At 60.4% G+C, this 13,731-nt stretch carries 11 protein-coding genes; 2 read left to right on the top strand and 9 right to left on the bottom strand.

Annotated elements, in window-relative coordinates:
* Positions 1-21 precede the first annotated feature (21 nt).
* Positions 22-615 (bottom strand): MarC family protein, encoded by a 594-nt coding sequence (locus DXT77_RS23540; protein ID WP_119429392.1) that lies wholly within the window; start codon positions 613-615, stop codon positions 22-24.
* Positions 616-860: 245 nt separating this feature from the next.
* Between DXT77_RS23540 and DXT77_RS23535 the strand changes: the two genes are divergently transcribed.
* Positions 861-1,652: a hypothetical protein gene (locus tag DXT77_RS23535; protein ID WP_119429391.1), complete on the top strand. Its 792-nt coding sequence runs from the start codon at positions 861-863 to the stop codon at positions 1,650-1,652.
* Between the two features lie 53 nt (positions 1,653-1,705).
* The gene (locus DXT77_RS23530; protein WP_147407023.1) at positions 1,706-2,419 is read left to right on the top strand and encodes a hypothetical protein; all 714 of its coding nucleotides are present in this window, start codon (positions 1,706-1,708) and stop codon (positions 2,417-2,419) included.
* 73 nt (positions 2,420-2,492) lie between these two features.
* On the opposite strand, the gene DXT77_RS23525 is transcribed toward DXT77_RS23530, so the two are convergent.
* From DXT77_RS23525 to accC, 8 genes are all read right to left on the bottom strand, one after another.
* A complete protein-coding gene (locus DXT77_RS23525; protein WP_119429389.1) occupies positions 2,493-5,267 on the bottom strand; it encodes a hybrid sensor histidine kinase/response regulator in 2,775 nt (924 codons plus the stop codon).
* 102 nt (positions 5,268-5,369) lie between these two features.
* Positions 5,370-6,662 carry a phosphoribosylamine--glycine ligase gene (gene purD, locus DXT77_RS23520; RefSeq protein WP_119429388.1) on the bottom strand — a complete coding sequence of 431 codons (1,293 nt, stop codon included), beginning with the start codon at positions 6,660-6,662 and terminating at the stop codon, positions 5,370-5,372.
* A gap of 147 nt (positions 6,663-6,809) precedes the next feature.
* A complete protein-coding gene (gene purH, locus DXT77_RS23515; protein WP_119429387.1) occupies positions 6,810-8,417 on the bottom strand; it encodes a bifunctional phosphoribosylaminoimidazolecarboxamide formyltransferase/IMP cyclohydrolase in 1,608 nt (535 codons plus the stop codon).
* An 82-nt stretch (positions 8,418-8,499) separates the two neighbouring features.
* Positions 8,500-8,820 carry a DNA-binding transcriptional regulator Fis gene (gene fis, locus DXT77_RS23510; RefSeq protein WP_003186237.1) on the bottom strand — a complete coding sequence of 107 codons (321 nt, stop codon included), beginning with the start codon at positions 8,818-8,820 and terminating at the stop codon, positions 8,500-8,502.
* Positions 8,817-9,827 carry a tRNA dihydrouridine synthase DusB gene (gene dusB / locus DXT77_RS23505; RefSeq protein WP_085711228.1) on the bottom strand — a complete coding sequence of 337 codons (1,011 nt, stop codon included), beginning with the start codon at positions 9,825-9,827 and terminating at the stop codon, positions 8,817-8,819. Before dusB ends, fis begins: the two co-directional genes overlap by 4 nt.
* 185 nt (positions 9,828-10,012) lie before the next feature.
* Positions 10,013-11,284 (bottom strand): DUF3426 domain-containing protein, encoded by a 1,272-nt coding sequence (locus DXT77_RS23500; RefSeq protein WP_119429386.1) that lies wholly within the window; start codon positions 11,282-11,284, stop codon positions 10,013-10,015.
* A 30-nt stretch (positions 11,285-11,314) separates the two neighbouring features.
* Positions 11,315-12,193, bottom strand: coding sequence for a 50S ribosomal protein L11 methyltransferase (gene prmA, locus DXT77_RS23495; RefSeq protein ID WP_119429385.1), 879 nt, complete (start codon positions 12,191-12,193; stop codon positions 11,315-11,317).
* A 165-nt stretch (positions 12,194-12,358) separates the two neighbouring features.
* Positions 12,359-13,717, bottom strand: a complete 1,359-nt coding sequence (gene accC, locus DXT77_RS23490) for an acetyl-CoA carboxylase biotin carboxylase subunit (protein WP_119429384.1) — start codon at positions 13,715-13,717, stop codon at positions 12,359-12,361.
* Between the last annotated feature and the right edge of the window lie 14 nt (positions 13,718-13,731).

Here is a 13,731-nt window from a genome sequence, read left to right as displayed (position 1 = left end):
TTTCATTTCATGGGGGGCGAGTCAGCCAAGATACCCCTTCACCCCGGTAAAGATGATCTGCGCAGCCAGTGCACAGACAAACAATCCCATGAGTCGGCTGACGATCTGCAACCCCTGATCGCCAAGAATCCGCTCGATCCGATTCGACAGATACAACACCACGCCGACGGTAAAACTGGCCAGGGCGATGCTCATGATCGCGATCAGCTTGTCATCCCAGTGCGGCTGGCTGACGCCCATCACCAGCAGCGCACCGATGGTGCCGGGGCCGACAGTCAGCGGGATGGTCAACGGGACGATGGTCACATCCTGCTGCACGTTGTCGGCTTGAACCGCCGACTTGCCCTGGGCCATGCCCAGCGCCGAAATGAACAGTACGCTGCCGGCCCCGATGCGGAAGGCATCCACGGTGATGCCGAACACGTCGAAGATCACCCGCCCGAACAGATACAGCAATACGCTCGATACCAGGGTGGCGATCGCCACTTTCCAGGCCAGGCGCCGTTGTTCCTTGCGCGAATAACCCCGGGTCAGGCTGATGAAGCAGGACAATACGAAGAACGGGCTGTAGAGCACCAGCATCTTTAGGTAAACACTGAACAACACGTGGAGCATCTTTATATCCCGCTACAGGAGAGTCGCGTCTGAGTCTATCAGTTGAAGAACTCTCTGTGCACAGTGTCTGAAAAATGTTTTGGTTGAAGTTTTCTTATTGAAAGAATGCGGTTGGGTGGCGGGAGGTTGTCGTTGGTTTGATATGGTGTTACATGTTCTTGTTTGTAGTTGTTTGCTGGCTTGGTTATTGTTGTTTTGCGAACTCATGAGGGGTTTGTTATTAATCAAGTTATGGATTTATTATAATGAATAGCCAAGTTATTGTTGATCGTTACATTGCTACCTGTGTTGAAAATATCAATGAGTATGAACTGGATGATTTGACTTACATTCGATCTCGCAGTTTCGCTATGTCTGGAATGGCCGTCGAAGAACCGTCCAAGGCGGCGATTGTAGGTGAGGGGGTTCTGGCATTTACCGGTGAGCTCACTGGCAATAACAAGTCGGATGCGCAAAACGCCTTTCTCTTCGCGACGTTAGTGGCTAACAAAAAGTTTCCCGAAGAAGATCAGGGGAAGGAGTGGTACCAACTGTTTCGTCAGGTGATGACCGACTCCGGCTGGACACCTGTTTCCAAGTACTACAACAACTTGCACGTCGCAGGTAACACAGTCCGTATGGACAAGCTGGTGCTGGAAATTCTCGGCTCGGTTATCGCCGGCATTGCATTGCCGGGAACTTCCAGTGCATTGATGCTCAAGGTCGCAGGCGATGCGGTTGCGGCGCTTCAGAAGCGTGATACAGCATTGACACTCTATGAGCGAAATCTGCTGGACAACGGTGTTGGCGGCATGGCGGCCGCTGCATGCACTGAAGTTGCCGGTGAAGCGATCATGGCGGTGGGGGCGGTGCGCTTCAAGCGCAAGAATACTTCGACCAAGGTTCTGTTTGTCGATGTTGATATTCGTAATGTGAACTTGTATCGCGGCGAGACTGTATTTGCCAGGAACTCCTTGGTCGCTGACGCCACGCGTGAGTCGATTAAAAACAAACTCGGCTCTCGCGCTGTTGAAAAAATCGATGAGTACGAAATCTGATTGATTCAGGAGGGGCGCTGGATAGTGCCCCTCTTTTTATAATGGAGATGGCTGTGAAGGATAACTTTTTTTTATTGGCAGTTGGCTCGGCTCTATTGATTGTTTCAAGGCAGCACAAAGTGCAGGCCTATGACGATTTGGTATCTTCGATATTGCTTGCGCAACTGGTGGCGAGCAAAAAAGTCGAGAAGAATCCCGGGCAGGGCTGGTATGACGCGTATGTCAGTGTTCTGGACGATTTTTGGCTCAGGAGTTCGCGGGCGCGCCGAGTCGTGCAGGTGAATGCCGGCATCACCCAAACGCCACTTCAATGGCTTGCAAGTCTGGAAGCCGTTGTGAAGTTGGAAAAGGGGCAAATGTTCGCTGAGGCATTGGCGCACGCAGCAGGTGTCACGCGCACCGAGCCGGCCATGGCGGTCATGCACAAACACATGGAAGAACCCTCGGAAACTGAGCCCCCCCTGACGCCTCGGTTACTCAAAGATGTACACATGCTGGTAATTCTGGCGCCCACTCCAACGACTTTCGACAGTGTCTATCTTGAGTTCAAAACTAACCAGGAAACCAGCTTCACGCCATGGGCGCGTTTTCAGACCGAAGAAGTCCAGGGGCCTGTTTGCATCCGTACTGCACAGGCGAGTCTGTCAGAAACGCTCTACCAGCCAGTGCGAGATGCAATTGCTGCGAAAGTCAGGGATAAGGTCAACGGCAACGTCGTGCAACTGGATACGGAAATTGATCCTGCTTCAACGGCAGCCTTGGGTTAACGCCACATTCAGTAGTCAGGTTACCTGGCTTATCTTGAGCAGAGGTTTACCGCGAATTTAGTCGCGCCTCTGCTCAAGATGTCGAAGCTATACGGTTTTGCTGATCACGCTGGGCCACCCAGTGCTCGATCAACTCACGCAGTTGCGACAGTTCCACTGGTTTGGCCATGTGCCCGTCCATGCCGGCCTGACGCGCGCGTTCCTTGTGTTCGGCGAGGATGTGCGCAGTCAGCGCCACGATCGGCGTGCGGATGCGCTGGTTGCCGACTTCCCAGGCCCGCAGTTGCTGGGTGGCGGAGAACCCGTCGAGGATCGGCATCTCGCAATCCATCAGCACCAGGTCGTAGCGCTGGGCTTTCATCGCCTGCAAGGCTTCTTCGCCATTACTGGCGGTGTCCGGTTGCAGGTTGAGTTTGCCGAGCATGCCGCGGATCACTTTGGTGGAAATCGTGTTGTCTTCGGCGACCAGAATGCGGAAATCGCTCGGGACCTTGACGGCCGTGGCCGGGCCGCTCGGTTGTGGCTGGAATACCGCCTGACCGCGGTTGCGCTGGTTCAGCTCGTCGGCCAGCGTGGTCTTGAGGGTGTAGCCGGCCACCGGTTTGGCCAAAATGCGTTTGATCCCCGAATTGCGCGCGATGATCTTGCTCGGCGCATTGCTGATGCCGGTGAGCATGATCAGCAGGATATCGTGGTTCAGGCTCGGGTCTTCCTTGATCTTGGCCGCCAGTTGCATGCCGGTCATGCCAGGCATGTTCTGGTCCAGCAGGACCACGTCGAAATAGTCGCGCAGGTGTGCCTTGGTGCGCAGCAGGGCCAGCGCTTCCTTGCCTGACGGTACTGCACTGACGTTCAGGCCCCAGGCGCTGCACTGTTGCACCAGCACCTTGCGGCAAGTGTCGTTGTCGTCGACCACCAGCACCCGCGCGCCCTGCAGCGGACTGTCGAGATCGGAGGTCGGGTGCTCCAGGCGGTCGGGATCCAGCGGCAGGGTCAGCCACAGCGTGCTGCCCTGTGTGGCACCGCTCTTGATGCCGAACTCGCCCTGCATCAGACGAATCAGTTGCCGTGCGATTACCAGCCCGAGATTGCCGCCCAACCGGTTGGCCGACAGGAAGTGCTTGCTGTGCAGTTCGGCATGCATCAGCGCATCGCGTTCTTCCTGGTCCATCGGCTGGCCGCTGTCCTGCACGGCAATGCGCAGCCGCGGTTTACTGCTGCGCTCATCGAGGGCGACCACCACCAGCACTTCGCCTTCTTCGGTTTTCTTCAGGGCGTTTTCCAGCAGGCTCAGCAGCGTCTGGCGCAGACGCGTCGGGTCACCGCTGATGACCCGTGGCACTTGCGGCTGGATGAAACTGATGAGCTCGACGTTCTGCTGCTCGGCCTTGGCGCGGTAGATGCTCAGGCAGTCGTCGATCAACGCATTGAGGTCGAACTGCACGTCGTCCAGTTCGATCTGCCCGGATTCGAGGCGGGAGATGTCGAGGATCTCGTTGATCAGGGTCAGCAGCTCGTTGCCGGCACTGTGGATGGTCTGCACGTAATCGCGCTGTTTCACCGACAGTGGCGTGCCGAGCAGCAGTTCGGTCATGCCCAGCACACCGTTCATCGGGGTGCGGATCTCGTGGCTGATCTTGGCCAGGAACTCGGCCTTGGCATTGATCTCGGCGTTGCTCGCGGCGAGGTCGCGGCTGATGCTGAAGCGGCTTTCGGTGATGCTGCGCTGGCGCTCGCCGAGGGCAATGCTCATCAGCAGGCCACTGATGCAGATGAAACCCATCAGGGTCATGATCAGGCCTTGTGGCGCCACCAGGGTCAGTCCCAGCAAGGCCGGGAGGATGATCAGCGTGCCGATGTTGAACACCACCATGGCGGCAACGAACAAGCGGGCAGGGCGGTAACCTTTCTGCCAGTGATAGAACGCCACCAGCAACATGCTCAGCCCGGCCAGCGCCACCAGCGCGTAGGTGATGATGTTCAGCGGCAGGGTGTTGACGAACAACAACAGCAGGCTGCAGATCACGATGAACAGAATGTCGCCCAGCAGCAGTTTGTTCAGCGGGTGCGGGCCGAGCGGGGCGAAGAAGCGGTAGGCGAACATCAGGCCGGCCGGGGCGGTCAGCAGCAGGGCCAGGTAGGCGCCGGGAGTCTGGATCGCATGCCAGTTTGGCAGCCAGGGGCCGGCGAGGTTGAGCAACAGCAACAGGCTCAGGCTCAGCAGGCCTTCACACACCGCCAGCCACAGGCTGCTGCGCGAACGGGTGTAGGCGTAGCGGATCAGGTTGTGCAGGATCAACATGGCGAGGCAGCCGAACAGCAAACCGTAGATCAGCGTCTGGTTATGGTTGGCCGCGCCCATCACCGCCGATTGCAGGGTGATGTACGGGCGTAACTGGTGGTCGGAGACCAGTCGCAGATAGACGTCGAGGGACTTGTCACTTTGCGGCAACGGCAACAGGAAGTCGCTGCTGGGCAGCGGCCGTTCGACCTGAGCCTGCGTGGTGCCGGTTTCCCGCTGTTCGATCAGCCGGTCGCCGTCGAGCACGTACAGATTGAGGTGCGACAGGTCGGGGGCGAAGATGCGCAGCACTTGTTCGTGCTTGCCGGGGGCCAGTCTGAAGCGCAGCCACAACGCGCCGTCGGGTTCGGCCGCGGTGAGGCGGTCAAGCTCGATGGGGCTGAATTGATTGGTGTAGCGGGCGGAGCGGATGTCGCTCAGCTGGAGGTTGCCCTGATCGTCGAGCAATACCGACCAGCCACTGCCTTGCGCGGCCTGGGCCGGGAGCATGCAGAGCAAGGTCAACAGTGTGACGGTGAAACCTATGGCAATCCTGAGCCAGCGCACGGCGAAATCCCTTCGAAGGTTGATGCCAGAATATAACGATGCGCAGCGTCGGAACAGTCCGGCAAGGACCAAGGGCCCTTGCCGGAAACACAGCGTAGCTTATTACTGAGATTCGCCGCGTTCACGGGCAATGGCACGGTAGCCGATGTCGGTGCGGTAGAAGCAGCCTTCCCAGTCGATGGCCTTGGCCAGTTTGTAGGCCTGCTCCTGGGCGGCGCCAACACTGGCGCCCATGGCGGTGGCACAGAGCACCCGACCACCGGCCGTCACGACGTTGCCGTCCTTGAGCGCGGTGCCGGCGTGGAAGACCTTGCCTTCCAGTGCGGCGGCTGCGTCCAGACCATTGATCGGCGCGCCCTTGGCGTAGTCGCCCGGGTAACCGCCGGCCGCCAGCACGATGCCGACGCTCGGACGTGGATCCCACTGCGCTTCGACTTTATCCAGGGCCTGGGCCAGTGCCGCTTCAACCAGCAGTACGAGGCTCGACTGCAGGCGCAGCATTACCGGTTGGGTTTCCGGATCGCCGAAACGGCAGTTGAACTCGATGACCTTCGGATTGCCGGCCTTGTCGATCATCAGACCGGCGTACAGGAAACCGGTGTAGACGTTGCCTTCCTCGGCCATGCCGCGCACGGTCGGCCAGATCACCTGGTCCATCACGCGCTGGTGCACGTCGGCGGTGACCACCGGGGCAGGGGAGTAGGCACCCATGCCGCCGGTGTTCGGGCCGCTGTCGCCGTCGCCGACGCGTTTGTGGTCCTGGCTGGTGGCCATCGGCAGGACGTTCTTGCCGTCGACCATGACGATAAAGCTGGCTTCTTCGCCGTCGAGGAACTCTTCGATCACGACGCGGGAACCGGCGTCGCCGAAGGCGTTGCCGGCGAGCATGTCGCGCACGGCGTCTTCGGCTTCGGCCAGGGTCATGGCGACGATCACGCCTTTGCCGGCGGCCAGGCCGTCGGCCTTGATCACGATCGGCGCGCCTTTTTCACGCAGATAAGCCAGGGCCGGCTCGATCTCGGTGAAGTTCTGGTAGTCGGCAGTCGGGATCTTGTGACGTGCCAGGAAGTCCTTGGTGAAGGCTTTAGAGCCTTCCAGCTGCGCAGCACCGGCGGTCGGACCGAAGCAGTCCAGGCCACGGGAGCGGAACAGGTCGACGACGCCGGCAACCAGCGGTACTTCCGGGCCGACGATGGTCAGGGAGACGTTCTTCTCGGCGAAGTCGGCCAGTTGCTCGAGGGCCAGCACGTCGATGGCGACGTTTTCGCACTTGGCTTCAATCGCGGTACCGGCGTTGCCCGGGGCGACGAAAACTTTCTGCACGCGCGGATCCTGAGCCACTTTCCAGGCCAGGGCGTGTTCGCGGCCACCGCTGCCAATGATCAAAACATTCATTTCAAAAACCTCAAAATTCTGTCAGGCGCTGCTGGAGCGCTTTATGTGGGAGCGAGCCTGCTCGCGAAAACGGTGTGTCAGTCAACGTCAACGTCGCTGGCACATTGCATTCGCGAGCAGGCTCGCTCCCACATTTGAATCTGTGTATCAGTGACGGAAGTGGCGCATGCCGGTGAATACCATCGCGATGCCGGCTTCATCGGCAGCAGCAATCACTTCAGCATCACGCATCGAGCCACCCGGCTGGATCACCGCCGTGATACCGACCTTGGCCGCATTGTCCAGACCGTCGCGGAACGGGAAGAACGCGTCCGAAGCCATCACCGAACCAGCCACTTGCAGACCGGCGTGCTCAGCCTTGATCGCGGCGATACGCGCCGAGTTCACGCGGCTCATCTGGCCGGCGCCGACACCGATGGTCTGACGGTTCTTGGCGTAGACGATGGCGTTGGATTTGACGAACTTGGCCACTTTCCAGGCGAAGATCAGGTCGTTGATTTCCTGTTCGGTCGGGGCGCGCTTGGTCACCACTTTCAGGTCGTCGGCGCCGATCATGCCGATGTCGCGGCTCTGGACCAACAGACCGCCGTTGACGCGCTTGTAGTCCCAGGCCGGAACGCGATCCGCCGACCACTCGCCGCAGGCCAGCAGGCGCACATTGGCCTTGGCAGCGACGATTTCGCGGGCTTCTGCGCTGACGCTTGGCGCGATGATCACTTCAACGAACTGACGCTCGACGATCGCCTTGGCGGTTTCGGCATCCAGCTCACGGTTGAAGGCGATGATGCCGCCGAATGCCGATTCGGTGTCGGTGGCGTAGGCCAGTTCGTAGGCCTGACGGATGCCGCCTTCGGCGTCCGGGCTTACGGCCACGCCGCACGGGTTGGCGTGCTTGACGATCACGCAGGCCGGTTTGACGAAGCTCTTCACGCATTCCAGCGCGGCGTCGGTGTCGGCCACGTTGTTGTACGACAGCTCTTTGCCTTGCAGCTGGGTGGCGGTGGCGATACCGACTTCGGCGGGCTTGGCTTCCACGTAGAACGCCGCGCTCTGGTGCGGGTTCTCGCCGTAGCGCATTTCCTGGGCCTTGATGAACTGGCTGTTGAAGGTGCGCGGGAATTCGCTGCGGCCTTCAGTGCTCAGGGTTTCGGCGGCCTGGTTCACGGTGCCCATGTAGTTGGCGATCATGCCGTCGTAGGCAGCGGTGTGTTCGAACGCCTTGAGCATCAGGTCGAAACGCTGAGCGTAGGTCAGGCCGCCGGCCTTGAGGTTTTCCAGGACGTTGGCGTAATCGCTGGCATTCACCACGATGGCTACATCTTTGTGGTTTTTCGCCGCCGAACGGACCATGGTCGGGCCGCCGATGTCGATGTTCTCGATGGCGGTCGGCAGGTCGCAGCCTGGCTTGCTGATGGTGGCTTCGAACGGGTACAGGTTGACGGCTACCAGATCGATCGGCTTGATGCCGTGCTCGTTCATGATCGCGTCATCGATACCGCGACGACCGAGGATCCCGCCGTGGATTTTCGGGTGCAGGGTTTTCACCCGACCGTCCATCATTTCTGCGAAACCGGTGTAATCCGCGACTTCCACTGCGGCCACGCCGTTGTCCTGCAGCAGTTTGAAGGTCCCGCCGGTGGAAAGGATTTCCACGCCCAGGGCTTCCAGCTCCCTGGCGAATTCGAGGATCCCGGTCTTGTCGGAAACACTGATCAAGGCGCGGCGGATCGGCAGGCGGGTAGTCTGGTCGGTCATCTCAATTTCCATCAAAAGCAAGGGAAGTCAGCAAAAAAGGCGACCGGTTTTACGCGGGCGCCTTTCTGGTTGGATTGAATGCTTACAGCAGATCGTACTGCTTGAGTTTCTTGCGCAGCGTGCCGCGGTTGAGTCCGAGCAGCTCGCTGGCCTTGGTCTGGTTGCCCTTGACGTAGTTCATCACGCTTTCGAGCAGGGGAGCCTCGACTTCGGAGAGCACCAGGTTGTACACGTCCGTGACGGCTGCGCCCTCAAGGTGGGCGAAATAATTGTGCAGCGCCTTCTCGACACTCCCGCGAAGGGTCTGGCCTTCTTCGCTCGGGGTATTGAGGTGCTGTTTCAAATTCACGTTGTCGCTCACGGGTGTTGTTCCACTCACTAAAGTCTCGGTCATCATCGTCATGCGGCCACCCCTTCTCCGTCCCCTGTCAGGCTCTTGTAACGTTCGGCGAAGAACTCCCGAACGTTGGCGCATTGTGTTTCCGTACCATCCAAACGATTGAAACGGGCGCGAAACTCCTTGGCGCCCGGCAAGGTTGCGAGATACCAGCCCACATGCTTTCGGGCAATGCGTACGCCCATCACGTCCCCATAAAAGGCGTGGAGGGCAGCCAGATGCTCAAGCAGAATGCGTTCCACCTCGGACAGCTCTGGCGCCGGCAGTTTTTCACCGGTGCGCAGGAAGTGTTCGATCTCACGAAAAATCCACGGCCGCCCCTGGGCAGCCCGGCCGATCAACAGGCCATCGGCACCGGTCGCGTCGAGCACGTAGCGGGCCTTTTCCGGCGATACGATGTCGCCGTTGGCAAAGACCGGAATCGACACCGCCTGCTTGATCGCGGCAATGGTGTCGTACTCGGCCTCGCCGGTGTACAGGTCGGCGCGGGTGCGGCCATGCACCGCCAGCGCCGTGATCCCGGCCTGCTCGGCGATCTTCGCCACAGTCAGGCCGTTCTTGTTGTCGCGATCCCATCCGGTGCGGATCTTCAGGGTTACCGGCACATCAACCGCAGCCACTACGGCGTGCAGGATCTCGGTAACCAGTGCTTCATCCTTCAACAACGCGGAGCCGGCGGCCTTGTTGCAGACCTTCTTCGCCGGGCAACCCATGTTGATGTCGATAATCTGTGCGCCCAGTTCGACGTTGGCCCGGGCCGCATCCGCCAGCATCTGCGCATCGCCACCGGCAATCTGCACCGAGCGTGGCTCGGGATCGCCTTCGTGGATCATGCGCATGCGCGACTTGCGGGTGTTCCACAGGCTCATGTCGCTGGTGACCATTTCCGAGACTACAAGCCCTGCGCCCAATCGCTTGCACAACTGACGAAAGGGCTGGTCGGTGACACCCGCCATGGGGGCGAGGATCAAGCCGTTCTGCAATGTATATGGGCCGATGCGTACCGCCGACATAGGACTTCCCTGAAGTGGGGCCGGATCATGAGAGTTCGAAAAAGGGTTGGCATGATACCCGCTCTCGATGACTGGATAAAGGCTGAATTGAACAAAATCTGAACAGTCATTTCGTTATTGCCTGCGGTTTGGTCGCGCAGGGCAAAGTCAGAAAACTGCCGTCAATCCCGGAGCGGTGAAGTATTTCACTCGGGGGAGTGGAAACTCAGACTGTAGTTCACCGCTTTCGGGCCTGGATCGAGGATGTCGAGGGCGATGTGGATGGGCGTCTGCGGCGGCATTTCCGCCATACCCTCAAGATCGCCGTTGAGGTATTCACCGGGTTTGAATCGGCGACTGGCGATCAGGTGACCGTTGAGGTCGGCAAAGCGCAGCTCCAGCAGCGGAAACGGTTGCGAGAACGGGGCGCGGTTATAAATGATCGCGTCCACCACCAGCGCACCGCTGAATTCCGGGTGGCTGCGCACCACCAGGTTGCTGCTCTTGATCTTGGCGATATCGACTTTGGACGGCACGTTGCAGCCGACTTGCGGGCACAGTTGCTGGAACCACGGGCGGTACTGGTCCTGGCGGGCCAGTTCGTCGAAGTGATAGGCGATGTACTGGCCGGCGAGGCCGGCGGCAGCCAGTAATACCAGCACCAGCCACAGCAGCCGTCGGCCCCAGGGCGAGCGGCGTTTTTGCCAGTCCAGTTGCAATGGATCGTCGGTCAGATCCTGCAGAACCTCGACGCGCACGCCGGGTTCGTCACGTTCGCGCTTTTTGCGTGGCGGTTCGATTGCAGGCAGATCGTCGTCGATGTCTTCGCTGGCCGACAGACGCTCATGGCGGGCAGAAGGATCGATCGGATCGTGCAGGCGCAGTTGCGGAATGGGAGGCTCGTCATCGAGGTCTACCGGTTCCAGCGACAGCGAAGGCTCGGTGCGTTCCGGTTTTGCCGGTTCGAAGTCGACGACTTCGGCTTCGTGCTCAAGCTCGGCTGTCCGCTCGTCCGCCGGTTCGCTGAACAGGCTGTCCGACCAATGTTCGTCTTCCGGCTCGTGACTGTCGCGACGCGCGCTGAGAGATTCTTCGCGCGGGCGGCCGAATTCGGTAGTCGGCTGGATTTCCCGCTGCTCGAGGCGGGCCAGTTCTTCGTCCAGATCAAGGCTGTCGAGATCGAGCTCGGCCGCGCTCCACTGCTTCTGGCTGATGGCGCGAGGTTCGGGTGGTTCGATTGGCTCGGGTTCCCTGGCGACGACCGGCGCTTCGATAACCGGTGCCGGTTCGACAATGGCCGGTGCTACCGGCGTGACTGCTTCCTTGCCTGCGCGTTGTTCGAGCAACTGCTTGGCTGCGTTGAACACTTGCAGGCAGGAGCCGCAACGAACCACCCCGCGGGCCACGCTCAATTGAGTGTGGCTGACGCGGAAACTGGTTTGGCAATGCGGGCACTGGGTGACGAAGCTGTCGGTCATGCGGCGATCCGGATTGAGCAGGCGGTCATTCTAGCGCCGACGGCCAGTGATGCGCACCCAGCCGTCGCGATTGGCGATCGGGTCAAGATCGAAGTCCTGCGCGTAGGCGGCGGCGACTTCTTCGCCCTGTTCGGCAAGGATCCCGGACAGCGCCAGACGGCCGCCGGACTTGACCAGGCCAGACAGTTGCGGTGCCAGGGAAACCAGCGGGCCGGCCAGGATGTTGGCTACCAGCACGTCGGCTTTGACCTGTGGCAGATCCTCCGGCAGGTACAGCGGGAACAGCTCGTCGGCAATGCCGTTGCGAGCGGCGTTGTCGCGGGACGCTTCCAGCGCCTGCACGTCGATGTCGGTGCCGACCGCTTCTTTCGCGCCGAGCAGCAGGGCGGCGATGGCCAGAATCCCCGAGCCGCAGCCGAAGTCCAGTACGTTGCAGTCTTTCAGATCCTGACCGTCCAGCCATTCCAGGCACAGGGCGGTGGTCGGGTGGGTGCCGGTGCCGAAGGCCAGACCCGGATCCAGCAGCAGGTTGACCGCGTCAGGTTGCGGCGCGGCGTGCCAGCTCGGCACGATCCACAGGCGCTGGCCGAATTGCATCGGCTGGAAACCGTCCATCCAGCTGCGTTCCCAGTCCTGGTCTTCGATCACTTCGCTGTGATGCTCGGGCAGCGGGCTGCCGGTCAGCAGTTCCAGATGGGCCAGTACCGGAGCGGCTTCGGTGCCGCCCTCGAACAGGGCCAGCAGGTGGGTGTGCGCCCACAGCGGGGTGGTATTGAGTTCCGGTTCGAAGATCGGCTGATCTTCGGCGTCCATGAAGGTCACCGAAACGGCGCCCACTTCAAGGAAAGCGTCTTCGTAGGTTTCGGCTTGTTCTGGGCTGATGGCGAGACGGACTTGCAGCCAAGGCATGGCGGGCACCTGTGAAAAAGATTGATTGCAGCCTGGCGGCTGCGAGAAGCGCGCAAGTTTACGCGAGCGCGACGGTTTTGTGGGAGCGGGGAATGTGTGAGCAGATGAAACCTGCAGAAACAACAAGGCCGCCCGAAGGCGGCCTTGTCATGTGCGGGCTTGAGCTTAGTGCTTGTCGCCAGCCAGCTTGTGCTCGAGGTAGTGAATGTTCACGCCCCCTTTGCAGAAGCCTTCGTCGCGGGTCAGATCACGGTGCAGCGGGATGTTGGTCTTGATCCCGTCAACCACGATTTCGTCCAGGGCATTGCGCATGCGGGCCATGGCTTCGTCGCGGGTGGCGCCGTAAGTGATCAGCTTGCCGATCAGCGAGTCGTAGTTCGGCGGAACCGCATAACCGCTGTACAGGTGCGAATCGACGCGAACGCCGTTACCGCCTGGAGCGTGGAAATGCTTGACCGTGCCCGGGCTCGGCATGAAGGTGCGCGGGTCTTCGGCGTTGATCCGGCACTCCAGCGCGTGACCGCGGATGACTACGTCTTCCTGACGGATCGACAGCTTGTTGCCAGCGGCAATGCTGAGCATCTCCTTGACGATGTCGACACCGGTGACCATTTCCGACACCGGATGCTCCACCTGAACGCGGGTGTTCATTTCGATGAAGTAGAAACGACCGTTCTCGTACAGGAACTCGAAGGTGCCGGCGCCACGGTAGCCGATGTCGATGCACGCCTGAACGCAGCGGGCGAAGACTTCCTGGCGGGCTTTCTCGTCGATGCCCGGTGCCGGCGCTTCTTCGAGAACCTTCTGGTGGCGGCGTTGCAGCGAGCAGTCGCGGTCGCCCAGATGGATGGCGTTGCCCTGGCCATCGGACAGAACCTGCACTTCGACGTGACGCGGGTTGGTCAGGAATTTTTCCAGATAGACCATCGGGTTGCCGAAGGCCGCGCCAGCTTCGGAGCGGGTCAGTTTCGCCGAGGCGATCAGGTCTTCTTCCTTGTGCACCACGCGCATGCCGCGACCACCACCGCCGCCGGCGGCCTTGATGATCACCGGATAGCCGACTTCACGACCGATGCGCAGCGCCGTTTCTTCGTCTTCCGGCAGCGGGCCGTCGGAGCCAGGCACGGTTGGAACGCCTGCTTCGATCATCGCGTGCTTGGCCGATACCTTGTCGCCCATCAGGCGAATGGTTTCGGCTTTCGGGCCGATGAACGCGAAGCCGGAGTTCTCGACCTGCTCGGCAAAGTCGGCGTTTTCCGCGAGGAAACCGTAGCCTGGGTGAATGGCGGTAGCGCCAGTCACTTCAGCGGCCGCAATGATTGCCGGGATGTGCAGGTAGGATTGCGCAGCGGAAGCCGGGCCGATGCAGACGGATTCGTCTGCCAGACCCAGGTGCATCAGCTCTTTGTCGGCCTTGGAGTAAACGGCGACGGTCTTGATGCCCATCTCTTTGCAGGCACGCAGAATCCGCAGGGCGATCTCACCGCGGTTAGCGATCAGAACTTTTTCCAACTTCGCAGTCATCAAAGGCTCTCCGC

Origin of the sequence: Pseudomonas sp. 91RF (assembly GCF_003576265.1) — a bacterium.
GTDB classification, from domain to species: Bacteria; Pseudomonadota; Gammaproteobacteria; order Pseudomonadales; family Pseudomonadaceae; genus Aquipseudomonas; species Aquipseudomonas kribbensis.
This window is presented reverse-complemented; position numbering and strand designations above follow the sequence as displayed.